The following is a 24,485-nucleotide window of genomic DNA, read 5'->3' on the forward strand; positions in this document are numbered from 1 at the left end:
GCGGGCCACCGGCCCTCACCCCCGACCCCTCTCCCGCGAACGGGAGAGGGGAGCACAACTCAGGCGGCGCGGCGCAGCGACTCGGTCAACGACTCGATGCTGGCGGCCTTGGGTTTGACCAGCCAGAACTTGCCGATGTAGTCGCGGAACTCGTCCAGGATCTGCTGCGCCCAGATGCTGCCGGTCAACTCGCGGTGGCGGCTGATCAGGGTGTGCAGGTGCTGGCGGTGGTTCTCGAAGCCCTCGGCGGAGACGCGGTGGATGTCGATCAGTTCGTGGTTGTAGCGGTCCACGAAGTCGCGTTCGATATCCAGCACATACGCCAGCCCGCCGGTGAAGCCGGCGCCGAAGTTCAGGCCGACCTTGCCCAGCACCAGCACCACGCCGTCGGTCATGTACTCGCAGCAGTGGTCGCCTGCGCCTTCCACCACCGCCAGCGCGCCGGAATTGCGCACCGCAAAGCGCTCGCCTGCGCGGCCGGCCGCGAACAGCTCACCGCCGGTGGCGCCGTACAGGCAGGTGTTGCCCACGATCGGCGTGCTGCGCGCCTCGAAGCGCGCACCGCGCGGTGGACGCACCACCAGCCGGCCGCCGGCCATGCCCTTGCCGACATAGTCGTTGGCCTCGCCTTCCAGCTCCAGCTGCAGGCCACCGGCGTTGAACGCGCCGAAGCTCTGCCCGGCGGTGCCGCGGAAGCGCAGGTTCAACGGCGCATCGCTCATGCCGTGGTTGCCGTGCACGCGCGCGATGGCGCCGGACAGGCGTGCGCCGATCGAGCGGTCGGTGTTGTGGATCAAAAAGCGATGGTCGCCGCCAGTCTTGTTGGCGATCGCATCGGCCAGCAGGCCGTCCATCTGCGTGGCCAGGCTGTCGGGCGATTCGTACAGGCGCTGGGCCGCGCAATGGCTGCCGTCGTAGCGGGCATGCGTCAACAGGCGCGACAGGTCGACCTTGACCCCGGCGCGCGGAGCGACGTCCAGCTGCTCCAGCAGGTCGGTGCGGCCCACGATCTCGTCCAGCGACCGCACGCCCAGGTAGGACAACCACTGGCGCACTTCCTCGGCCAGCAGGCGGAAGAAATGCTCCACGCGCTCGGGCAGGCCGGTGAAGTAGTTCGCGCGCAGGCGCTCGTCCTGGGTGGCCACGCCGGTGGCGCAGTTGTTGAGGTGGCAGATGCGCAGGTACTTGCAGCCCAGCACGATCATCGGCGCAGTGCCGAAGCCGAAGCTGTCGGCGCCCAGCAGCGCGGCCTTGACCACGTCCAGGCCGGTCTTCAGGCCGCCGTCGGTCTGCAGGATGGTGCGTGCCCGCAGGTCGTTGGCCACCAGCGCCTGGTGCGACTCGGCCACGCCCAGTTCCCACGGCACGCCGGCATAACGGATCGAGCTGACCGGGCTGGCGCCGGTGCCGCCGTCGTGGCCGGACACGGTGATCAGGTCGGCGCCGGCCTTGACCACGCCGGCGGCAATGGTGCCGACGCCGGCATGCGCGACCAGCTTCACCGACACCAGTGCGGTGGGGTTGACCTGCTTGAGGTCGTAGATCAGCTGGGCCAAGTCTTCGATGGAATAGATGTCGTGGTGCGGCGGCGGGCTGATCAGGCCGATGCCGGGCTTGGCATAGCGCAGCCGCGCGATCAGTTCGTTGACCTTGTGGCCGGGCAGCTGGCCGCCTTCGCCGGGCTTGGCGCCCTGGGCGACCTTGATCTGCAGCACCTCGGCATTGACCAGGTATTCCGGGGTCACGCCGAAACGGCCCGAGGCCACCTGCTTGATCTTGGAGCGTTTCTCGGTGCCGTAGCGGGCCGGGTCTTCGCCGCCTTCGCCCGAATTGCTGCGCCCGCCCAGGCGGTTCATCGCGATGGCCAGCGCCTCGTGTGCTTCGGGCGACAACGCGCCCAGGCTGATTGCGGCGGTATCGAAACGGCGCAGCACATCGCTGGCCGGGGCGACCTCGTCCAGCGGGGTCGGGGTATCGGCACGCTTGAGCTGGACCAGATCGCGCAGCGTGGAGGCCGGGCGCGCATGCACCGCGTCGACGTACTTCTGCCAGTCGCCGGCATCGCCGGTGCGGGTGGCGCGCTGCAGCGTCATAACCACGTCGGGGTTGTACATGTGGTACTCGCCGCCGTGCACGTACTTGAGCAGGCCGCCCACTTCCGGCTTGAGCTGGTCGTTCCAGGCGCGTGCGGTGAGCTCGCGCGCCTCGGTATCCAGCCGCGCCAGGCCCACGCCGCCAATGCGGGCGGGCGTTTCGGCAAAGCACAGCTCCACCACGTCCGGGTCCAGCCCGACGATCTCGAACAACTGCGCGCCGCGGTAGCTGGCAATGGTGCAGATGCCCATCTTGGAGATGATCTTGGACAGGCCCTTGTAGATGCCCTTGCGGTAGCGGCGGCCGATCTGCGACTGCTCGCCGCCCTTGCTCAGCTGCAGGATGCCGCGCCGGCCCAGGTCGAACAGCGTCTGGTAGGCCAGGTACGGATACACCGCGGTGGCGCCGAAGCCGAGCAGGCAGGCCATGTGGTGCGCATCGCGCGCGGTGCCGGTTTCGATGATCAGGTTGACGTCGCAGCGCAGGCCCACCTTGCACAGGTGGTGGTGCACCGCGCCGGTGGCCAGCAGCGCATGCGCCATCGGCCGGTCCGGCACGGGATACCGGTCGGACAGCAGCAGCATGACGGCGCCGTCGCGCGCGGCCGCTTCCACTTCCTGGCAGATGCGTTCCAGGCCGGCCTTGAGGCCTTCCTCCACGCTGTAGGACAGGTCGATCAGGCGATTGCGCTCGACGTACTGCTCCATCTTCAGCAGCTGGCGCAGCTTGCGTTGGCTGAGTACCGGCGAGTTGAGGATGACGTGGTTCACCGTCTCGGCGCCGGCATGGAAGATGTTGGTCTCCTTGCCGAGCTGGGTGGTGAGCGACATCGCGATGCCTTCGCGCAGCGGGTCGATCGGCGGGTTGGTGACCTGCGCGAAGGCCTGGCGGAAATAGTCGTACAGCGGCCGGGTCTGGCGGCTGAGCACCGCCATCGGGGTGTCGTCGCCCATCGAGCCGGTGGCTTCCTGCTCGGTCTCGGCCAGCGGGCGCAGGATCTGCTCCACTTCCTCGGTGCTGAGCTGGAACAGCTTGTGGTAGCTGCGCAGGGTCTGCTCGCTGAAGGGTTCTTCCACCAGCGAGGGGTCGATCAGTTCGGTCTGCAGGTAGGTCACGCCCTGCTGCAGCCATTGCTTGTACGGCGCGCGCGCGCGGTTGATGCGGTCGATGGCGTCCGAGTCCAGCAGGTCGCCGCGCTTGAGATCAATCGCCATCATCTCGCCTGGGCCCAGCTTGCCCTTGCGGGTGATGCGCTCGGCCGGCAGTTCCCACACGCCGGCCTCGGAGGCCACCAGGAAATGGCGGTCGGAGGTCAGCATCCAGCGTGCCGGGCGCAGGCCGTTGCGGTCGAGCATGCAGGCGGCATAGCGGCCGTCGCAGGCGACGATGCCGGCCGGGCCGTCCCACGGCTCGGTGTTGAGGCCGTAGAACTCGTAGAAGGCGGCCAGGTCGGCGTCCTTGAATTCCAGCGACTGGGTCGCCGGCGGCACCAGGATGCGCAGCGCCTGCAGCAGGTCCATGCCACCGGCGATCAGCAGCTCGAGCATGTTGTCCAGGCTCTGCGAGTCCGAGCCATGCATGGAGATCACCGGGTCGAACTGCGCGATATCGAAGCGCGGGGTCTGCCAGACCTTGCTGCGCGCCTGCGCCCAGCGGCGGTTGCCTTCGATGGTATTGATCTCGCCGTTGTGGGCGAGCAGGCGGAACGGATGCGCCAGCGGCCAGCGCGGCAGCGTGTTCGTGGAAAAGCGCTGGTGAAAGACAATCGCGCTGGAGGACAGGTCGCTGCGCTGCAGGTCCGGGTAGAACGTGCTCAGCTTGTCCGGCAGCACCATGCCCTTGTAGCTGATGCCGTTGGGCGAGAGCGTGGTGACGTAGAAGTTCTCGACCTCGCGCAGCTGCTGCTCGGCGCGGCGGCGCGCCAGGAACAGCGCCAGGGTGAAGCCGTCCTCGCTCTGCTCGGCGCCGGCATCGACAAACACCTGCTCGATGCGCGGCAAGGTGTCGCGCGCCAGCTGGCCGCAGACGCTGTCGTCGGTAGGCACCACGCGCCAACCGCGAAAGTGCACGCCGGCGCTGTGCAGCTGGGTTTCCAGTTCGGCACGACATCGAGCGGCATCGGCCTCTTCCAGCGGCAGGAACACCACGCCGGCCGCGTAACGCGTGCCCACGGTGATGCCGGCATCGCGCGCGAGCCCGCGCAGGAACGCATCGGGTTTGCGGATCAGCAGGCCGCAGCCATCGCCGGTGAGCCCGTCGGCCGCCACGCCGCCGCGGTGGGTCATGCGCGAGAGCGCCGCAATCGCGGTGTCCACCAGCGAACGGGAAGGTTGGTCGTCCAACTGGGCGACCATGCCAAAACCACAGGCGTCGCGTTCGTCGCGCGCGCTGTTGTAGAGACCGTAGTCGTTGAGCCCTTGGCGAGTGCGGGGGGCCATGTCTGCCTCTTTGCGATCTGGGAGAGCGGCGACGACGTTGCAGCGCTCGATCCGTGGAGCGTTTCGAAGAGGTCACCGGATGATCGACTAGACCACAGTTGATGCGGTGCCGCAATACACCGTTACAGCTGCAACGAGACCCGCTGCAATCCCTTGTGCCAGCAGGCTTGGCGCCTGTCCAATCACAGGCGCCAGCGCAGGCTCAGCCGCAGCGCACCGCGGTGATGACGTTCTTGGCATCCACTTCCAGATTGAGCCGTTCGCCGTTGAATTCCATCGTCACCATCTGGCCGGGCTTGAGCACGCGTACCGACTTGGCGCCGGCATCGCTGCGAGCCTGCTCGCCGACTGCATCGGTGATGGGCTGGCCAACCAGCGACTGCACCTGGGTGGCGTCGCAGCTGCCGATCGGCGGCGCTTCCGGGGCTGCATCCGGCACCGGCGCGGACGCTTGCTCGGCCGCCTGTTGTGCGTTGGCCGCAACGGCTTCTTGTTCATCGGGTTGCGGTTTGTTGCAGGCAGTCAATGCAGTCAGCACGACCAAGGTGCAAGCCAGGCGGGCAATAGGCAGGACAGCGCGCATCGATGACTCCAGCAAAGGGGGATGCCCAAGCATAAGCACAAAGTTGCGCTGCGGGCATGGCTTGCCCACACGGCGTTGTCGTTGCGTTGACGCGGCCTAGCGCTGCGCGGCCCAACAATCGGCGCCAGTCCTTCGATCCGTGCGCAATGAAAGCCAAACGTGTTCTTCGCAATGCCGCAACCACGGCCAGCACCGCCGGCAAGCTTGCCGCCGCCGCCACCGGTGCGGTGGTCGCCACGGCCGCAGCCGCCACCGTGGCCGCCGTCGCTCAGGCCAAGGCCACCGCGCGCGCGGCCGGGCTCACCTACGTCAACGATCAGCAGCCCGGCATCAGCCGCCGCAAGGCCGGCAAGAGCTTCAGTTACCGCAGTGCGGACGGGCAGCGTGTCGCCGATGCGGACACCTTGCAGCGTATCCGCTCGCTGGCCATTCCACCGGCCTACACCGAGGTATGGATCTGCGCCAAACCCAATGGCCATCTGCAGGCCACCGGGCGCGACGCGCGGCGGCGCAAGCAGTACCGCTACCACGCCGATTGGGCGCAGGTGCGTGGCGAAGGCAAGTTCGAACGGGTGATCGCCTTCGGCCAGGCGCTGCCCAAGTTGCGCCGCCGGCTGCGCCGCGATCTGGTGTTGCCGGGATTTCCGCGCGAGAAGGTCCTGGCGATCGTGGTGGCGTTGTTGGCCGACACGCTGGTGCGCGTGGGCAATGCCGAATATGCGCGCAGCAACCGCTCCTATGGGCTGACCACCTTGCGCAACCGGCATATGGAGTTCTTGAAAGGTGGACGCGCGCGGCTCAAATTCCGCGGCAAGAGCGGCCAGGATCACGACATCGAAGTGGACGACAAGCAGCTGGTCAAACTGATCCGGCAATGTCAGCAACTGCCGGGGCAATCGCTGTTTCAGTACCGCGACGACGATGGCCAGCTGCAACCGGTGGATTCGGGCGAGGTCAACGATTACCTGCGCGAGGCGATGGGCGAGGATTTCACCGCCAAGGACTTCCGCACCTGGGGCGGCACGCTGGCGGCGCTGCAACGCCTGGCACGGCTGCCGCTGCCCGAACGCATGAGCGAACGTGCGTTGACGCAGGTGCAGAACGATGTCATCCGCGAAGTGGCCGATGCGCTGGGCAACACGCCATCGGTGTGTCGCAAGGCCTACATCGACCCCTGCGTATTCGAAGGCTGGCGCGCCGGCCACTTGCAGGCGATGGCCACCGGGGTGCGTGGCGAGCGGCAGTGGGAGGCGGCCACGCTGCGCTTTTTGACCGACTCGCGCAGCAAGCAACGCAAGGCCAACGCGCCAGGTACGCCAGCCACACGCAATCCCGGCCGCCGCAAGCGTGTTGCATGATGCTGCGGTTGGGTGCGGAGCGCTGGCGAGATGGTCGCGAACCACAGACTGCTGGCGCTGATTGGCCAGCGGTGGATCCAGCGCGTGGCCGCGTCCGCCGCGTGGTGCCGTATGCAGCGGACTGGCAGCAATCAATCGTCTGCAATCTGCTTCTGGCGGCGCTGGCCCCAGGCATCGCGCACGAAGGTGTAGTCGTCCACGGCATCGCGTTGCATCGCGTCCATCGGCAGCATGCGCGCGCGGCCATCGGCCAGTTGCAGGCCGATCAGCGAGTTGGCGATACGTGCATTGCCTACGTAGGTGATCGGCGTGAGCCGCTGATCGCCGACACGACCTAGCGTATCGCGCACGGTACCGGGTCCCAGCAGCGGCATCACCAGGTAGCGCGAGTTATCCCAGCCCCATGTCGCAAATGCTTGTCCTAGGTCCTCGTTGTATTTGGGCATGCCCAAGCGGCTGGCCGGATCGAACAGCCCGGCGACCCCGACGGTGCTATTGATCACGAAGCGCCCGAGTGACTGCGCCGCCTTGACCGGGTGGCCCTGCAGCACCTGGCTGACGGCGGTACCTGGCTGGCCGAGGTTTCCAAACATGTTCCTGATACCGGTCTTGACCGGCCTGGGTGTGACCTTGTCGTAGGCCACCGCGACGGGACGGAACAGCACCTTGTCGGCACCGCGATTGAAACCATGGATCTTGCGGTTGTAGGACTCCCACGGGTCGCGTACCGGTGTCGCGCTGTACAGCGCTTGGTCGTCCTGCTCGGCGGCGGTGGCCGCCGCGGCCGACGTGGACATGGCAGGGTCCGTACGCGCTGCATCCGGCACCTCCTGCGCGGCGTCGCGACGGAGGGAGGGAGCGCTCGCCACCATCGGCTGGGCGGATGGGCCGGAGGCAGGCGGCGAGGCTGGCGGCATCACCAGTGTCGCCGTCGGTGCCGGGCCGATGGACGTCGGCACCGATGTGTGTTTCGCGGCGGGGCCGCTCGCGCAGGCCGAGAGCAACAGCAGCGTGCAGGCGGCCGCCAGGTAACGGGGAATCGTCATTGCATGGTCCTTGAAGGGTGAAGTGATGCAAGGGATGGGGCGCCCGACACAACCGCGACCAGCTGCGTCACCGCTCTATGCGAGCAGGCGGCACATGCACGACCACAGCAACGGGCCGGCCCACAACGCAGCAACTGCGCCGCCGGCAATGCCCGCCATCCAGCGCAGTTGCGTCAGTCGCCGGCGCCTGGCGTGGTGATGCTGCAGGTCCGGCAGGTCGTGCCATGCCTGCCGATTGCTGGTGGGCGATGGCCGCCGGGAGAGGGTGGAAGGGCGTTGGGAAAACATGCTGCGCTCCGAAGAGAGAAGGCTGCAGTCGGCCGACACTGCACCGGCATCTGGCGAGCGGCCAGATGGATGCAAGCAGCGGGTTGGGGCACTGCAGCGCAGTTGCTGGAAGCGATCCTATGGACTCACTGCGGATCGCGTTTTAAGAGTTTTTTGATCGCTCGCCACCGGTAGGTATGCGTTCACGAATCCCCTCGACGAACGGGCGCAGGACGGCCCGATCCACTACGCATGGACGCCATGGGTGAGGCGTGGGGTGGTAGCGCTGATGCGCCGCTGTGCGGGATTCGCGTAAGGCGTATGGACGTCGCGCAGCACGGCCGGAAAGACGCTTCATTCGAGGTGCTGCCGAAACCCCGCTACGGCGCGCACGCCAGAGTCAGCACCGTGCGTCGTTCCATCGCCGTACGTACGCACGGCCATCGATGCTGGCGCGGGGAAGGACATAGGGCGCAGCCAGTCCAGTGATCGATGTCATCACTGCAGCGCAACCTCTACCGGCTAGACGTTCATCGACGTGGTGCGTGATTTCTTGCGTATCGAAAAGAACACCACGCATTCCAGTGCGACCAGCGCTGCTGCGATCACCATGCCGGTGACCAGCGGATCGTGTCCGGTTCCGCGCAGACAGAAGCCCACCAGCAAAAAGCACGCGTTGTAGCCGGCAATTCCAAGCGCTGCGGCCAGCAGAAAGGTCCAGAAGCGCACCCGGATCACGCCCGCCGGCAACGCCAGATAGATCCGCGCCACCGGGATTGCCTGGCCGGCCAGCGTGACCCGGAAATCGTTGCGGCGATAAGACAGCGCAAGGCGGTCGTAGGTCGCAATGCGCAGGAACACGAAACGCCCATAGTTGAGCACCAGGGTGCGCACGCGATCGTTGCCGAGCGCGCGGCCGATCTCGTACCAGCTGACCGTTGCCAGCAACGATCCGGTCACGCTGATACCCCAGACCGCCAGCAGCGACGGCACGCCATCGGCAGTCATGCCGATCACCATCAGCATCAGATAGGAGGGCACCACCGGGATGAATTTTTCGATGTAGGACATCGCCAGCACGCCTGGCAGGCCGAAGCTCAACACCAGCGTCAATACGTCGTTGGTCTGCATGTTGGCTAGCGCGTGTAGGTGCGGCGTTGCAGACGGTAGATCGTCGCTGGCGGAATGTTCCGATAGGTCCGCCCGATCTTGACCGCCTCCAGATCGAGCGCATCGAGAATATGCGCCGGCACCGAGCATTTGAGGCCATAGGTAAACAGATACATGCATCCGCCCGGCTTGAGATGCATGAAGGCACCACGCACGATGGCGGCCACCTGATGTGCGCGCATGTTCAAGAAGCCAAGACCGCAGACCACGGCATCCACGTAGGCCCCATCGAAGCGGGGTAACGCTTCCAGATCGGAAACGTCCATCTGCAGCACAGTCGCGTGTGGGAAGCGGCGCGTGAGCAACGATGAGAACGTCTGGTTGTATTCGAGCAGGAACAGGTTCTTTTCGCGCACGCCCTTGTCGAGCATCGATTGGGTGAATGCGCCGGTACCGGGGCCAAGTTCGAGAACGCGCCCGGTACGTTCCGAGAGCTCGGAGGTGATGCTGGAGGCGAGTGCGGGCCCGGAGGGAAGGATCGCGGCAACCGAGCAGGGAGCTGCGATCCATTCGCGAAAAAACGAAGCCATATACGAACGTGCCATCTATCCTCACAGCGTTGAAAGAGTTGAGCCCAATCTGCGGGACACAATCGCCATCCGCTCGATGGTGACACGCATTCGGCGCCACAACGCTAAGGCGTCAATCTGTCCGCAGTCTGTCGTTAATGCCGGACCATGGCCGGAAATTCAGCCACGCATCAGCATCGACCGCATGACGGCAATGCTGCATCTGCTCGACCCTTGCGACTGCGCGAGATAACCCACGCTGCAAGTGATCGACGCTGGCTGACGTTGGCTGAATGCACTGCGCAACGTTGAACTGAACACGGCCGCAGACAGGCTATCGACAGACAGCGCTGCCAGCATGCGTGGCAATCAGTTCCTTTCCTGTGCCGTTGCACTGCCGCCTCGCCATGCATGGAAGCGGGGCGCGTTGCTGCCGCACAACGCTCCATGAGAACACGATGAGACTTTCAGCCAGCATCGCTTCGGCGATGGTATTGCTGGTGCTGGGTGGCTGCGCCAACCTGGCGCCGCGCTACGTGCGGCCATCGCCGCAACTCCCGCAACCGCAAGCGACATCCGAAGATCGCTTCGCGGGCAAGGCGCTGGGCGAGGTGTTCGTCAACCCGCGCTTGCGCGATACCGTGGCGCTGGCACTGGAGCGCAATCAGGACCTGGCGCTTGCAATGCTCAATGTGCAACGCGCCAGGGCGAGCTACCGGTTGCGTGATGCCGACACGCTGCCGACAGTGACGCTGGACGGTACCGTGGCCGATGCCAGCCATCAGCAATCCCAACTTTCGGTCTCGTTCGGGTTTGCCAGCTATGAGCTGGATTTCTTTGGGCGGGTGAAAAACCTGAAAGAAGCGGCCCTGCAGGATGTGCTGCGAAGCGACGAGAACCGACGCAGTGCCTCGCTGAGCCTGATCGCCGAAGTGGCCACTGCATGGCTGAGACTGGACGCGGACCAGCAACGCCTTGCGCTGGTGAACAAGAGCGCAGGCAACCTGCAACGGGTGTACGAGTTGACGCTGGCCCGTTACAACCAGGGTGCGGTCAGTGGGCTGGAGTTGGCGCAGGCGGACACCGCGTTGGCGCAGATCGGCGCCGAACAGGCTGGCCTGGACGCGCAACTCCAGCAGGACCGCAATGCGCTGACCCTGCTGGCCGGTGTCGAGGTGCCCGAGACGCTGTTGCCCGATACCGACGCGCGTGATGCGCGTGGCGAGGCAGTGCTATCGCTCAACGGTCCGTTGCCGGCCGGCGTTCCCTCATCATTGCTGCTGCGTCGCCCCGATGTCATGGCCGCAGAGCATGCGTTGATCGGCGCCAATGCCAATATCGGCGTTGCACGCGCGCGGTTCTTTCCCCGCATCGCCTTGACCGGCAGCTATGGCACTGCCAGCACGGCGTTGTCCACGCTGCTTGGCGCAGGTAGCTGGAACATCGCCACCTCCGCAGCGTTGCCGCTGTTCGATCACGGCGCCAATCGCGCCAACCTGAAGGTGACCGAGCTCGATACCCAGATAGCCCAGGCGCAGTACCAGAAGACGCTGCAGACCGCATTCCGCGATGTGGCCGATGCGTTGGCCATCGGTAGCAGTATTGCCGGGCGACTGCAGGCACAGACGCAACTGATCGATGCCGCAAGCAAGCAGGCGCGCATCGCCGCCGCCAGATACGAGCGCGGGCAGACCGGATTGGTGGACCTGTTGAATGCGCAGCGAGCGTTGTATGCGGCGCAGCAGGGCATGCTGGACACCACGCTGCTACGCGACAGCAACCTGGTGACCGCCTATCGCGTGCTGGGTGGTGAATGGATGCAGGTATCCACGCAGGGAGGCATCGCGCCATGAGCCGCCCGATGCCGTGGTTGCAGCGCCTGCGGCGCTACCGCTGGTGGTTGATCGTCGCTGCATTGCTGCTGGTCGGCTGGCTGGTGAAGCTGCAGTTCCTTACTCCAGCGAGCGCACCGCAGGTGGCCAGTTCGGCAGTGGTGCTTGGAGATATCGAAGAGACCGTGCTGGCGACTGGCAAAATCAACGCCTCGCAGTTGGTGAGCGTTGGCGCGCAGGTCACCGGCCAGGTGGTGGCGCTGCACGTCAAACTCGGAGATTCGGTCAAGAAAGGGCAGCCGATCGCCGAGATCGACGCGTTGCCGCAGCAGAACGCGCTGCGCACCGCGCAGGCGCAAGTGCGCAGCGCGGACGCCAGGTTGACCGCACGGCTGGCGAGCCTGCGTCAGGCCACCCTGGCAGACCGGCGCCAGCGTGCATTGATGGCCGACGATGCGGTGGCCAGGGTCGATGCCGAGGCGGCGGAAGCTGCACTGGCGACGGTGCGTGCGGATGTGGAGGCATTACGCGCGGAGCGCGAGCAAGCCACGATTGCAGCAAGCACCGCCGAGCTCAATCTGAGCTACACGCGGGTGGTGGCGCCAATGGATGGCGAGGTGGTGGCGATCGTCACCGAGCAGGGGCAGACGGTAAACGCCAACCAGAGCGCACCGACCATCATCAAGCTCGCACGTCTGGACACCATGACCGTCAAGGCGCAGATCTCAGAAGCCGATGTCACCCGGGTGTCGGCCGGGATGGGCGTCTATTTCACCCTGCTGGGCGACCCCGACACCCGCTATCGGGCAGTGCTGTCTGCGCTGGAGCCTGGCCCGACCACGATCGCCAGCGATGCCACCGGCGCATCGACAGGCCAGGCGACCAGCGCTGGCAACAACGCGGTGTACTTCAATGGCATCTTCGATGTGCCCAACCCGCAGCGCATCCTGCGCATCGACATGACCGCGCAGACCACGATCGTGCTGGCGCGCGCACGCGCTGCACGCCTGATCCCCAGTGGCGCGCTGGGCGAGCGGACTGCCGATGGAAGCTACGTGGTCCACGTGCTGACCGCCGATGGTGAGCGGCAGGTGCGACGCATTCGTGTGGGGCTCAATAACCGCATCAACGCGCAGGTGACCGCAGGCCTTGAACTGGGTGAGAGGGTAATCACCAGCGACGTCGATCTGCCTGTGCAGACGCCTTGATGCGCCGCCGTACCGGAACGGGCAGGCGCGCATCCCATGCCTGTTCCCGATCATCCACTGGAGCCTGAGTCATGCCCGCCCTGTTGCAAGTCAGCGCGCTTTGCAAGGAGTTTCCGTCTGCCGACGGCAGCGTTGCGATCCTGCGCGATGTCACCTTGCGCATCCATGCCGGCGAGATGGTCGCCATCATGGGTCCATCGGGCTCGGGCAAATCCACCCTGATGAACATCCTGGGCTGCCTGGATCGCCCGACGCGCGGGAGCTACGAAGTCGCCGGGCAGGACATCGGTCAACTCGATCCGGACAGCCTGGCGCGTTTGCGGCGTGCCCATTTCGGCTTCATTTTCCAGCGCTATCAGTTGCTGGGGGAGCTGGATGCGATCGGCAATGTCGAGATTCCTGCGATCTACAACGGTACCGCGGCCGATGCACGCCGTGCTCGCGCGCAGGCGTTGCTGGAGCGCCTGGGGTTGGGGACGCGGCTGCACCACCGGCCCGGCCAGCTGTCCGGTGGGCAGCAGCAACGCGTGTCGATCGCCCGCGCGCTGATGAACGGCGGCGAAGTCATTCTGGCCGACGAGCCGACCGGTGCGCTGGATCAAGCCAGCGGCAAGGAGGTCATGGCGATATTGCAGGAGCTGCATGCGGCAGGCCACACCATCATTCTGGTCACGCACGACCCTGAGGTGGCGGCGCACGCGCAACGCGTGATCGAGATTCGCGATGGCCGGATCGTGGCCGACCGCCAGCTGCGCCCGGCGACCCCTGCCGCCGCGATCAGGGACGCGCCGGTCGCCGACAGGGCGGGGCGCCTGGCGGACCTGCTGGGACGCTTTGGCGAAGCCGGCCAGATGGCGCTACGTTCGATGTTCAACCACCGTCTGCGTACCTTGCTGACCATGCTGGGCATCATTATCGGCATTTCGTCGGTGGTGTCGGTGGTCGCGCTTGGCGAAGGTTCGCGGCGCTCGATCCTGTCCGACATCGATGCGCTGGGCACCAATACGATCGAGGTCATGCCCGGGACCAGCCTCGGCGATCGTGATGCCGACGCGGTGCGGACGCTGAGCGCCGACGATGCCGCAGCGATCGCCGGGCTGGAGTACGTGGACAGCGCTACGCCATCGATCTCCACCAGCGCTGGTCTGCGTTATGGGCGCCACGATGTCGCCAGCATCACCGGTGTCGGCGAGCAGTTTTTCAGGGTACGTGGTTACGCGTTCGCGCATGGGCGTGGCTTCGATGCGCATGCCATCCGGGCCAGGGCGCCGGAGGCGGTCATCGACCAGGCCACCGCGCGTGCGCTGTTTCCAGGCAGCGCATCGGCGTTGGGCAAGGTGATTCTGCTGGGATCGGTGCCGTTGCGGATCGTCGGCGTCGCCGCCAGGCCGACCGCAGCGTTTGCCGGCGACAGCGCGCTCAATGTGTGGCTGCCCTACACCACGGCGATGGCGCGCGTGTCCGGCGATACGCGCGTGCGCAGCCTGACGGTGCGCGTGTCGACGCAGGTGCCAAGCGAGGTAGCCGAGCGTGGTATCGACGCGCTGCTGCTGCAGCGGCACGGGCGCCGGGATTTTTTCCTGTCCAATTCCGACAGCGTGCGCAAGACCGTCGAGCAGACCACTCGCACCATCACCTTGCTGATCTCCTCCATTGCGCTCATCTCGTTGCTGGTCGGCGGCATCGGGGTGATGAACATCATGCTGGTGTCGGTAACCGAGCGGATCCAGGAGATTGGCGTGCGTATGGCGGTAGGGGCGCGTCAGTCCGACATCCTGCGCCAGTTCCTGATCGAAGCGACGCTGGTTTGCCTGGTTGGCGGCACCCTGGGCGTGGCGCTGGCCCTGGGTACGGGCGTGCTCGTTGGCTGGTTGAGTCCGGGTTTCGGAATGGTGTTCTCGCAGTGGTCGATCATCGGTGCGTTCAGCGTGTCCACGGCGATCGGCGTGGTGTTCGGCTTCCTGCCGGCGCGGCGTGCGGCACGCCTGGATCCGATCAAGGCGTTGGCGCGCAGCTGATATGCGGTGACGTGGACGAAGACGGCCCGCCGCGGCCGTCATCCACGTCAGATGGCGCAGGGCTGCCGGCGCTACGCCGCCGCCGCAAACACCAGTCGGAAGCAGGCGCCTGCGGCGGTATCCGGGACCAGCAGGACGCTGCCGCCGTGGTGGCGCATGATGGTTTGCACCAGATCCAGTCCCAGGCCCGCGCCACGGCCGTCCTTGCTGTCGCGATGAAACGCCTCGAAGATGCGTTCGCGCTCGGAATCCTTGACCCCGCGTCCTTCGTCGGCCACATCCACCGTGCCTGCTGCCGAAACCCGGATCGTGATCGTTCCCTGACGTCCGCCATAGCTGATCGCATTCTGGATCAGGTTGGTGAGCGCACGTTCGATGGACACTTCATCGCCATCCACGTGCACCACCGCAGAATCGGTCTCGAAGGCCACCTCGTAGCCTGCTGCGAATGCCAGCGGTGCCAGGTCGAGCACCACCCGTTCTGCGATCGCCGCCAGATTCAGACGCGAAAACACCATGGTTCCGGAGTCGAGCCGCTGGATGTCCAGCAGCTGCCCGGTCAGTGCGCCGAGCCGCACGGCATCTTCCATCAGCCGTGTCCGCAAGGGGCCGGCCGGCAGCGCAGACAGGCGCGTGGTCAGGATCGCCACCGGTGTGCGCAACTCGTGCGCAGCATCGGCGATGAAGCGCTTGTGCTTGGCCAGCGCCGTGTCCAGGCGCTGCAACGCATCGTTGATGGCGGTGACGAACGGGGCGACCTCGGCGGGGACTTCGCTGAGGGTCAGGCGCTGTCCGGTGCGATGGAAATCGATCGTGCTGGCCTCCTGAGCCGCCGTATCCAGACCCCTGAGGCCGCGCTTGACCGCCAACGGCATCACCAGCATGGTCGAGACGGCGACCAGCGCGATGATCAGCAGGGTCTGCCACAACACCGGCGATGCCAGCCGCATGAGTTCCCACGCACTCACCGGCCCTTGCCCCCAGAACGCGATCTGCACGCGTCCGGCGTCGGTCTCCACCCAGCCCACGCTGGCGCGATTGTCGGTGCTGGAAGCACCGGCCACATCGAAGGTTGCCGACTCCACCAGCGGCAGCAGCGACAGCGCCGCGCGGATCCTGGACGGCGGCGTGCCCTCGGACACGCTCTGCCCGTGGGTGTCCCTGATCACGAACCACAGACCGGTCGACTTGGCGCGCAGCGCGGCCATGTCGGCGCTTGCACGCATGAATAGCCGGCCCTGCCGATCGCGCGCGACCGACTGCGTGAGCGTCTCCAGGGTCTGCGACTCGTAGGCCACATTGCCGTTGGAAAACTCCACCGTCGCCTTGATGACCAGCAGGAAGATGACCAGGCCTGCCACCGCGATCATCGCGGTCTGCGCCGCCGCCAGGCCCCGGACCAGGCGCCAGCGCAAGGAGGGCGGGCGGGATGTCACGCCTGCGCGCTCAACATGTAGCCGACCCCGCGCACCACATTGATCGCCAGCGCGCTTTGCGCATCGGAGAGCTTTCTGCGCAAGCGCGAGACATGCGTGTCCAATGCGTTCGGCTGCACATCGTCGTCCATCGAGAACACCGCCTGCATCAGCGCCGCGCGCGGCACCATGCGACCGAAGCGCTTGAGCAGCGCTTCGAGCACCAGCAATTCCCTGCGTTTGAGATCCAGCACGGCGCCATCGATGGTCGCGGCCCGGTTGACGAAGTCGTAGGACAAGGCACCGGCGGTGACGATATCGGTCTGCAGATGCGCCGGGCGACGCGCCAGTGCGCGCAGCCGGGCCACCAACTCCTCCACGGCGAAGGGTTTGGCCAGGTAATCGTCGGCGCCGACGTCCAGGCCGACCACGCGTTCGGACAACTCGCCCAGCGCCGTGAGCACCAGGACAGGGGTGACGTTGCCCTGCTCGCGCAGGGTTTTCAGAAACCGCAGGCCATCGCCGTCGGGCAATTGCCGATCGAGGATCACCACGTCGAAGCTCCCCAGGGCGGCGGCGCTGTCGGCGGCCGCCAGCGTCGGCGCGTGGTCCACCAGCATGCTGTAGTTCGCCAGGACGTCACGGATGGCCGATGCCATCTCCGGTTCGTCCTCGACCAAAAGTACCTTCATGAGCTTCCTCCCGCCGCCGGTGGCCCCGTCCTTCTACACCAGCGACCTGTCTTGAACATGTCCTGGCACGCCGGAGCCCCAGGCTACCCTGATGCCGCTGCGACGGGCAGGCGGGCAGGAAGCGTGCTGGAGTGCCGCTGGGCTCGCCGTAGCGGCGCCGGCTGGCGGGGACACATCCTGCGCGCCCTGTCGCGCTGCAGCCGGGCCACGGCGCGCCGCTCCGATCGCCGGGCGTCTTAATGCAGAATTAAACCCGCCCTGGAATGCTGGCCCCCCACTTTGCGCACGCACGCGGACGGAATGAAACTGCTCCTTGTCGAAGACGACGCGATGCTGGGCGACACCATCTGCGATGGTGCGCGGCAGGGCGGCTGGGATGTGGACCATGTCCTGGATGCGGCCGCGGCCAACGCGGTGCTGGTCGAGCATCCGTATTCGGCGGTGCTGCTGGATCTGGGGCTTCCCGGTGACTCCGGGCTGTCGGTGCTGCGCGGCATGCGCGCGCGCTGCGATGCCACCCCGGTGCTGATCCTGACCGCGCGCGGCCAGCTGAGCGAGCGCATCGTCGGGCTGGATGCGGGGGCGGACGACTACCTGGTCAAGCCGTTCCAGTTCGATGAGTTGTGGGCACGGGTGCGTTCGGTGATCCGCCGCAGCCAGGGCAGCGTGGTGCCGATCTTCAGCTTCGGCGAGGTCAAGGTCGACCGCAGTCGTCGCACGGTCAGCCGGGGTGGCGTCGATGTGGTGCTGAGCGCGCACGAGTACCGCACGCTGCTGGCGTTGATCGAACGGCCCGGGCACGTGCTCACCCGCGACCGCCTGCAGGACCTGGTGTACGGGCCGAGCAGCGAGCTGGAGAGCAACACCATCGCGGTGTTCGTCCATCAGCTGCGGCGCAAGCTGGGCGAGGACCTGATCAGGACCGTGCACGGCCTGGGGTATGTGGTGGGGCAGCCGGGCGCGTGAGGCCGAAGTCCATCACCGCGCAGCTGTTCATGGTGATCGTCAGCGTCATCGCCCTGTGCTGGGTCGCGGTCATTGCCCTGGTGCTGACGCTGCTCTCGCTCAATCTGGAAAGTACCTGGGACGAAAAGCTCGAAGCCATCGCCACCCAGATGCTGATCACCATACCGGCCAAGAGCCGGTTCGACACCAGGGCCGGCCCCGGCCTGCAATTGCCGGACGGCTTTACCGGTGCGCGTGAAAAGCTGGTATTCCAGGTCTGGATCGATCGCACCAGGATGGTGGCGCGCACGCCGGGTGCGCCCGATTCGGCACTGCAGCCGTCGTTTACCGATGGAGCGGCCACCACCGTCGTCGATGGAGAACAATGGCGGGTGTCGGCGATCACCGACAAGACCGGGCGGGTCAGCGTGCAGGTCGGCAACCCGCAGAGCGTGGTCGATGCGGACCTGCGCCACGAAGCGTGGCACGCGCTCGCCCTGGCCACGGTGTTGGTGGTGGTGGCAGGCGCAGTGATGTGGTTCGTGGTGCGTCGCTCGCTGCAACCAGTCCGAGCGCTGGGCAAGGCATTGCGGCGGCGCAAGAACCTGGACCTCACGCCGTTGCCGTTGTCCAGGCTCCCGCGCGAAATACATGCACTGGTGGCGTCGTTCAATCATCTGCTCGAGCGGCTGGATGCGGTGATCGAAGGCGAACGCCGTTTTATCGGCGATGCCGCGCACGAGCTGCGCACCCCGCTGTCGGCACTGCAGGCGCAGGCCGAAATCGCGCTGGGCGCACCGGATCTGCACAGCAAGAACCAGGCGCTGGTGAAGCTGCTGCGCGTGGCCAGGCGCAGCACGCGCCTGTCCGAACAATTGCTGGATCTGGCGCGGTTGAACGCAGGACGTAGCGCATCGCTGCATCAACCGACCGAACTCAGCGTGCTGGTGCATCACGTGGCACAGGAATTCGAGGTGCATGCGACGCAGAACGGGCGTGCGCTGTATCTGGACATCCACAGCTGTGTGGTTGCGTGCAACGTGGACGAGATCGGCATCCTGCTGCGCAACCTGGTGGATAACGCGATGCGTTACACCTCCGAGGGCGGCAACATCCTGGTCAGCTGCGGCTATGTTGTCGATGCGGGCGAAGATGGCGCAGATGCCCTCAGCAATGTCTATCTGCAGGTGGCCGACGATGGCCCGGGCGTTCCCGACTCCGAGCGTGAGGCGATCTTCGTCCGCTTCCATCGCGTGGCCGGCACCCCCGTCCGCGGCAGCGGCATCGGGCTGTCGTTGGTCGCCGGTATCGCGGATCTGCACCAGGCGCGCATCGAAACCGGGCCAGGTCTGAGCGGGCGCGGGTTCAGCGTGCGCATCGTCTTTCCAGGCAGCGCCAGGGGCTGAATGGATGCTCCGACGTGGGGCAGGCACGGAGTGCGGGACTTCGCTGCGCGTGCTGGATACGCTGGAGTGCACTGCGGCGGCCGCAGTGCACGGCGATGGGAGTTTGCAGGTCGCCGGCCTGGCACCGATCGACGCGACCGCGCTGGCGGCCAGGGCTGAACACTTCGCACAGCCACCCCGGTGCGCTTAAAGAATTCTTCAACCGACTAAAAGTTCTTTAACGGCTGCTTGCAACGATGCCATCCAGCCAGCGGTTCGCTGGCGCTTGCGATGCGCTTACCGCTTCCCCGCTGCGCCGAGCTTGCCAACGTCATCGCGTCGGCAGCGTGGGCGCAACGGCAGAGGTGGTGCGACCGCTACTGCCCTTCGGCGCCACGCGGCCGATCGCCACGCGCCCATGCGCTCGGAGGCTGTCCGGCGTGTTGATGTCCTTTCCCTTGCCTCAGAACGCGTAACCACCATGACCCCAACCGACACGACAGCGCGCGCGCGTACCCCCGCTGCGGCACCCAGGCGCGGACCGCGACGCTTCGCAACGCCGCTGCTGTGGTGTCTGCTGGGCAGCGGTGCCATCGCCTCGGGCTGGTGGTGGTCCACGCGCGCCCAGCCAGCACCCATAAACGCGCTTCCGATCACCGCGTTGTCGGTCACGGCGATAACGGCACGTCAGGTGGAGTGGCCAAGCACGCTGTCGGCCACCGGGATCGTGGCGCCCTGGCAGGAAGCGGTGATCGGTTCGCAAAGCAACGGGCTGCGGCTGGTGACGCTCAACGTGGCGGTCGGCGATGTGGTGGCGCGCGGGCAGCTGCTGGCACGTTTCGATACCGCAACCTTGTTGGCAGCACGCGCAGAACTGCGCGCAGGCCTGGCCAAGGCGCAGGCGGCCGCGCATCAGGCCGATACCAATCGCATGCGCGCCGTGCGCGTGCAGGCGGCCGGGGCGATGAGCGATCAGGAAGTACAGCGCTACGTGACCGAAGCGGTCACGGCCAACACCCAGATCGCGGTGGCGCAGGCGCAGCTGGATGCCAACCGGCTGCAACTGCAGCAAGCCGACATCACCGCCCCGGACGATGGTTTGATCAGCGCGCAGAGCGCGACGCTGGGCGCGGTGGCCAGCAGCGGCCAGGAACTGTTCCGCCTGGTGCGCCAGGGGCGCCTGGAGTGGCGCGGAGAGTTCACGCCCGAGCAGATCGCGCGGATCGCGCCGGGCCAGCCGGTTCGGCTGCGGCTACCCGACGGCAGCACCGTGGGCGCACGCGTGCGCCAGATCGCGCCGCTGCTGGATGCGCGCTCCCGGCTTGGCGTGGTGTATGCGGATATCCCGCCCGACAGCCTGTTGCGCGGCGGGATGTACGTCGATGGTGCGGTGGCGCTGCCGTCCAGCCGCGCGCTGGTGGTACCGGCGTCGAGCGTGGTGGTGCGCGATGGCCGCAGCCTGGTGTTCCGCGTCGTCGGCAGCGGCGCCGCTGCCAGGGTGCGCGCGCAACCGGTGACGGTGGGGCGGCGCTTCGGTAGCGAGGTCGAACTGCTGCAGCCGTGGACTGACGGCGAGCGCATCGTGGCGCAGGGCGCGGGATTGCTCGCCGATGGCGATACGGTGCTGGTCAGGACCACACCGGCCGGCCCGCTGGTCGGCATGCAGCTGATTCCACGTGGGCCACGATGAACTTCGCTACTTGGTCGCTGCGCAATCCCATTCCTGCGGTATTGCTGTTTTTCCTGCTGACGCTGGCGGGCGTGTACGGCTTCCGCAATCTTTCCATCCAGGCGCTGCCGGATCTGGATCTGCCCACCGTCACTGTCGCCCTGACACAGCCGGGGGCGGCACCGGCGCAGCTGGAAACCGATGTGGCGCGCAAGGTGGAAGACTCCCTCGCCACCGTCAGCGGCCTGCGTCACCTGCGCACCACCATCAGCGATGGACAGGTGCAGATCGTGGCCGAATTTCGCCTGGAGAAGTCGCTGTCCGATGCGTTGATCGAAACCAAGGATGCGGTCGACCGCGTGCGTTCGTCGTTGCCGCCGGAACTGCTGCAGCCGGCCATCAGTGCGGTGACCGAAAACAGCACGCCGATTCTGACCTATGCGGTGACCTCCACGACGCTGGATGAGACCGCGCTGTCCTGGTATGTCGACGACCGCGTGAGCAAGGCGCTGCTGAAGGTGCCAGGTGTGGGCCGCGTGCAGCGCCTGGGCGGCGTGCAGCGCGAGATACGGGTGGAGGTGGATCCGGTGCAGATGACGGCGCTTGGGGTGACCACCTCCGATGTATCGCGCGCGTTGCAGCAGATGCAGCAGGACTCCTCCGGCGGACGCGTGCAACTGGGCGGCGCCGAGCAATCGGTGCGCACGCTGGCCGGTGTGCGGCAGGCCGCGCAGCTGCCCGGCATGTCGATTGCGCTCGCCAGCGGCGGCAGCGTGCGCCTGGAGCAGATCGCGCGCGTGCGCGACGGCATCGCCGACCGTCGGCAGGCCGCGCTGCTGGACGGCAAGCCGGTGATCGGGCTCAGCCTCTATCGCACCAAGGGCTTCGACGAAACCAGGATCGCCGCAGGTGTCGCGCAGGCGCTGCAGCAGTTGCAACGGAGCGACACCTCCCTGCGCATCACTCCGGTCTCCGGCACCGTGGCCTACACCCTGGAGCAATTCGAAGGGTCGATGTCGATGCTCTACGAGGGCGCGTTGCTGGCGGTGCTGGTGGTGTGGCTGTTCCTGCGCGACTGGCGCGCCACCCTGATCGCCGCATCGGCGCTGCCGCTGTCCATCCTGCCGTCGTTCGCGGTGATGTGGTGGCTGGATTACTCGCTCAATACGCTGACCTTGCTGGCCCTGGCAGTGGTGGTCGGCATCCTGGTCGACGACGCCATCGTCGAGATCGAGAACATCGAACGTCACCGGCGCATGGGCAAATCCGCGTTTCAGGCCACTGCCGACGCAGTCAACGAGATCGCCTTGGTGGTCATGGCCACCACCGCCACCCTGGTGGTGGTGTTCGTGCCGACCACGTTGATGGGCGGCATCCCGGGATTGTTCTTCAAGCAGTTCGGGTGGACTGCCGTGATTGCGGTGGTGGCCTCGTTGATGGTGGCGCGGCTGATCACCCCGATCATGGCGGCCACCTTTCTCGGCGCGCGGCACGACAATCCAGCCGAACCGACGACCGGCGTGGTGACTGCCGGCTACCTGCGGCTGGTGCAGTGGAGCCTGCGGCATCGCGCAGCGACCCTGGGCGCGGCCGGCGTGTTCCTGCTGTTGTCGCTGGCGTTGTTGCCGCTGCTGTCCAAGGGTCTGGTGCCGCCCAGCGACCGCGGCTTCATCACCGTCAAGGTCGAGCTGGGGCCGGAAAGCGACATCGGGCAGACCCGCCAGGTCACCGAACGGGTGCGCGCGGCGGTAGGCCGCATCGACGGCGTCGGCGCGGTGTTCACCAGCATCGGCGGCGATGCGGGTGGACGCGATGCGCAGGTGGCGCAGGTGCGCAACGCCGAGATGACCCTGGTGCTGTCGCCGCGCAAGACGCGCGCGGCGCAGGCGCAGATCGAGCGCGCAGTGCGGCAGGTCGTGGTCAATATCACCGGCGCACGGGTCACCGTGAGCGGCGGCGGGCCGGGCGAACACCTGTCGATGATTCTCACCAGCGAATCGGAGGACGCCCTCAACGCCACCGCCACTGCGTTCGCAAGCCAGTTGCGCGCGGCCGGCCTGTCGGGTGTGCGCACCACTGCAAGCCTGCAACGGCCGGAACTGGTTGCGCGGCCGATCCAGAGCCAGACCGCCCGTTACGGCGTGAGCAGCGCCGATATCGGCCAGACCCTGCGCACCGCGACCAGCGGCGATTTCGAACCGCAACTTGCCAAGCTCAATCTGGACAACCGGCAGATCAATATCCGCGTGCAGGTTCCCGACCGGGTCAGTGCCGATCTGGAGGCCTTGTCCAATCTGCGCGTGCCATCGCGCGATGGCCTGGTGCCGTTGTCCAGCGTCGCGGTCCTGGCAGTGGAAAGCGGCCCGACCGAGATCAACCGCTACGATCGCCAACGCTACGTCACGGTGAGTGCCGACCTGGGCGAGATGCCGTTGAGCAAGGCGCAGGCCTTGGCCACCACGCGTCCGGCCATCCGGCAACTGCCTGCAAACGTGGCGCTGATCCAGTCCGGCGATGCCGAAGTGGCGGCGGATCTATCGTCCGGCCTGCTGCTGGCGATCGTGATCGCCACCTTGTGCATGCTGTGCGTGCTGATCCTGCTGTTCAACGACTTCTTCCAGCCGTTGACCATCCTGTCGGCCATTCCGCTTTCGCTCGGCGGCGCCTTCATCGCGCTGTTGCTGTGCGGCAGCGAGCTCGATGTGCCGTCGATGATCGGCCTGGTGATGCTGATGGGTATCGTCACCAAGAACTCGATCCTGTTGGTGGAATACGCGGTGATCGCAATCGGCGATGGGGCAGCCTGCGTCGACGCCGCGTTGCTCGATGCGTGCCACAAACGCGCGCGTCCGATCGTGATGACCACCGTTGCCATGATCGCCGGCATGCTGCCGATCGCGTTGGGCTTCGGCGCCGATGCCAGTTTCCGTCAGCCGATGGCCATCGCAGTGATCGGGGGATTGATCAGTTCGACGCTGCTGTGCCTGGTCGTGGTGCCTGCGGTGTTCAGCTGCATCCACGATGGCCAGACATGGCTGCATCGGCGTTGGCGCGACGCGTTCGGCCGGGTTGATGACGATGCAGCCGGCCAGGCGCGTTCGGCAGACTGAGGACGACTGACGAAACGACGACGCAGCCACCAGGCGAGCGCGGCCCGTGCCCGCAGTGACGCGTTGGCTGTGTGGTTGCCCGGTGCCGACTCCCGCTGGCAACGGCGTGCCCGCCGCTGTGGCAGCGCGCCAGGTACTTCCGGATGACCGGCCGGCGGACAGTACTTGGGGGCCGGTGCGCTGGTCGTCCGTGCAGGGCCGCAAGGGCAGCGCAGCTGCAGCCACCGTCACCTTGCAGTCCGGGGCCATCGCCTGCGCAGGACTCGCCAGACCAGGCCGCTGCGATTGCAACCCGCCGCTTCGCCGCCAGGCGTTGCCGTCAGCCGCAATACACCGCGGTGATGTTGTTGTACGGGCCGGTTTCGATGCTCAGGTGATCGCCACCGCTCTCGCTGGCGCCCTGCGCCGGGTCGGCCAGGCCGCTGGCGGTGGTGCCGCCGGTGGCGCGTTCGCCGCGCCGCACGCTGACCTGCAGGCTGTCGCTATCGACGCGTGCACGCTCCACCGTCTGCGCCGCTGCGGCCAGACCCACGATGCCGCGGACCTTTTCGATATGGCACTGGCCGGAGATCGCGCCATCGATGGGCTGTACCTGCGCCACCTGGTTGGAGGCACAGGCCGAGAGCAACAGGACGGCAGCGAGCGGGGCGAGGGTGCGGATCATCGGAGATCTCCAGCGGAAGAATGGCGCAAGCGTGAAGAATCCGTTGTCGGCGCGGCATGAAGGCTGCCCGCCGGGGCGCACG

General features: G+C 66.7%; 18 protein-coding genes. 9 read left to right on the plus strand and 9 right to left on the minus strand.

The features are described from left to right. Positions 1–59: 59 nt before the first annotated feature. Complete coding sequence (gene gltB, locus VZ068_RS00170; protein ID WP_349656493.1) at positions 60–4,532, minus strand: glutamate synthase large subunit; 4,473 nt, start codon at positions 4,530–4,532, stop codon at positions 60–62. A 202-nt stretch (positions 4,533–4,734) separates the two neighbouring features. After that, positions 4,735–5,115: an I78 family peptidase inhibitor gene (locus VZ068_RS00175; RefSeq protein ID WP_046962772.1), complete on the minus strand. Its 381-nt coding sequence runs from the start codon at positions 5,113–5,115 to the stop codon at positions 4,735–4,737. A 56-nt stretch (positions 5,116–5,171) separates the two neighbouring features. On the opposite strand from VZ068_RS00175, the gene VZ068_RS00180 reads away from it, so the two are divergent. Further along, the gene (locus tag VZ068_RS00180; protein ID WP_349656494.1) at positions 5,172–6,473 is read left to right on the plus strand and encodes a DNA topoisomerase IB; all 1,302 of its coding nucleotides are present in this window, start codon (positions 5,172–5,174) and stop codon (positions 6,471–6,473) included. Positions 6,474–6,604: 131 nt separating this feature from the next. Here the strand turns inward: VZ068_RS00180 and VZ068_RS00185 are convergent, their stop codons facing one another. Then, positions 6,605–7,270, minus strand: coding sequence for a VacJ family lipoprotein (locus VZ068_RS00185; protein ID WP_259166537.1), 666 nt, complete (start codon positions 7,268–7,270; stop codon positions 6,605–6,607). Here VZ068_RS00185 and VZ068_RS00190 point away from each other — a divergent pair. Continuing rightward, complete coding sequence (locus VZ068_RS00190) at positions 7,269–7,505, plus strand: hypothetical protein (protein ID WP_349656495.1); 237 nt, start codon at positions 7,269–7,271, stop codon at positions 7,503–7,505. The genes VZ068_RS00185 and VZ068_RS00190 overlap by 2 nt on opposite strands. Positions 7,506–7,594: 89 nt before the next feature. Here the strand turns inward: VZ068_RS00190 and VZ068_RS00195 are convergent, their stop codons facing one another. The 3 genes from VZ068_RS00195 to VZ068_RS00205 all read right to left on the minus strand — a co-directional run bounded on the left by VZ068_RS00195 (position 7,595) and on the right by VZ068_RS00205 (position 9,501). Then, positions 7,595–7,807 carry a hypothetical protein gene (locus VZ068_RS00195; RefSeq protein ID WP_259166538.1) on the minus strand — a complete coding sequence of 71 codons (213 nt, stop codon included), beginning with the start codon at positions 7,805–7,807 and terminating at the stop codon, positions 7,595–7,597. Between the two features lie 501 nt (positions 7,808–8,308). Next, positions 8,309–8,917, minus strand: a complete 609-nt coding sequence (locus tag VZ068_RS00200; RefSeq protein WP_349656496.1) for a VTT domain-containing protein — start codon at positions 8,915–8,917, stop codon at positions 8,309–8,311. A 5-nt stretch (positions 8,918–8,922) separates the two neighbouring features. Beyond that, a complete protein-coding gene (locus VZ068_RS00205; RefSeq protein ID WP_349656497.1) occupies positions 8,923–9,501 on the minus strand; it encodes a methyltransferase domain-containing protein in 579 nt (192 codons plus the stop codon). Positions 9,502–9,923: 422 nt separating this feature from the next. On the opposite strand from VZ068_RS00205, the gene VZ068_RS00210 reads away from it, so the two are divergent. The 3 genes from VZ068_RS00210 to VZ068_RS00220 all read left to right on the plus strand — a co-directional run bounded on the left by VZ068_RS00210 (position 9,924) and on the right by VZ068_RS00220 (position 14,523). Next, on the plus strand, positions 9,924–11,318 hold the full coding sequence (locus VZ068_RS00210; protein ID WP_349656498.1) for an efflux transporter outer membrane subunit: 1,395 nt from the start codon (positions 9,924–9,926) through the stop codon (positions 11,316–11,318). Next, positions 11,315–12,505 (plus strand): efflux RND transporter periplasmic adaptor subunit, encoded by a 1,191-nt coding sequence (locus VZ068_RS00215; protein WP_259166545.1) that lies wholly within the window; start codon positions 11,315–11,317, stop codon positions 12,503–12,505. The genes VZ068_RS00210 and VZ068_RS00215 overlap by 4 nt, the downstream gene beginning before the upstream one ends. Positions 12,506–12,576: 71 nt before the next feature. Then, the gene (locus VZ068_RS00220; protein WP_349656499.1) at positions 12,577–14,523 is read left to right on the plus strand and encodes a MacB family efflux pump subunit; all 1,947 of its coding nucleotides are present in this window, start codon (positions 12,577–12,579) and stop codon (positions 14,521–14,523) included. Positions 14,524–14,594: 71 nt separating this feature from the next. Here VZ068_RS00220 and VZ068_RS00225 read toward each other — a convergent pair whose 3' ends face one another. Continuing rightward, a complete protein-coding gene (locus tag VZ068_RS00225; protein WP_259166549.1) occupies positions 14,595–15,959 on the minus strand; it encodes a HAMP domain-containing sensor histidine kinase in 1,365 nt (454 codons plus the stop codon). Beyond that, the gene (locus tag VZ068_RS00230; RefSeq protein WP_259166550.1) at positions 15,956–16,630 is read right to left on the minus strand and encodes a response regulator transcription factor; all 675 of its coding nucleotides are present in this window, start codon (positions 16,628–16,630) and stop codon (positions 15,956–15,958) included. Before VZ068_RS00230 ends, VZ068_RS00225 begins: the two co-directional genes overlap by 4 nt. A gap of 300 nt (positions 16,631–16,930) precedes the next feature. On the opposite strand from VZ068_RS00230, the gene VZ068_RS00235 reads away from it, so the two are divergent. From VZ068_RS00235 to VZ068_RS00250, 4 genes are all read left to right on the plus strand, one after another. Continuing rightward, positions 16,931–17,596, plus strand: a complete 666-nt coding sequence (locus tag VZ068_RS00235) for a response regulator transcription factor (protein WP_259166551.1) — start codon at positions 16,931–16,933, stop codon at positions 17,594–17,596. Further along, positions 17,593–18,981, plus strand: a complete 1,389-nt coding sequence (locus VZ068_RS00240) for an ATP-binding protein (protein ID WP_349656500.1) — start codon at positions 17,593–17,595, stop codon at positions 18,979–18,981. Before VZ068_RS00235 ends, VZ068_RS00240 begins: the two co-directional genes overlap by 4 nt. Before the next feature lie 460 nt (positions 18,982–19,441). Then, positions 19,442–20,650, plus strand: a complete 1,209-nt coding sequence (locus tag VZ068_RS00245) for an efflux RND transporter periplasmic adaptor subunit (RefSeq protein ID WP_349656501.1) — start codon at positions 19,442–19,444, stop codon at positions 20,648–20,650. Then, positions 20,647–23,739, plus strand: coding sequence for an efflux RND transporter permease subunit (locus tag VZ068_RS00250; RefSeq protein WP_349656502.1), 3,093 nt, complete (start codon positions 20,647–20,649; stop codon positions 23,737–23,739). The genes VZ068_RS00245 and VZ068_RS00250 overlap by 4 nt, the downstream gene beginning before the upstream one ends. 319 nt (positions 23,740–24,058) lie before the next feature. On the opposite strand, the gene VZ068_RS00255 is transcribed toward VZ068_RS00250, so the two are convergent. After that, entirely contained in the window at positions 24,059–24,403 is a 345-nt protein-coding gene (locus VZ068_RS00255; RefSeq protein WP_259166555.1) for a hypothetical protein, read from the minus strand. Positions 24,404–24,485 lie beyond the last annotated feature (82 nt).

The organism is Xanthomonas sp. 10-10, from assembly GCF_040182365.1.
Lineage (GTDB): Bacteria > Pseudomonadota > Gammaproteobacteria > Xanthomonadales > Xanthomonadaceae > Xanthomonas > Xanthomonas arboricola_F.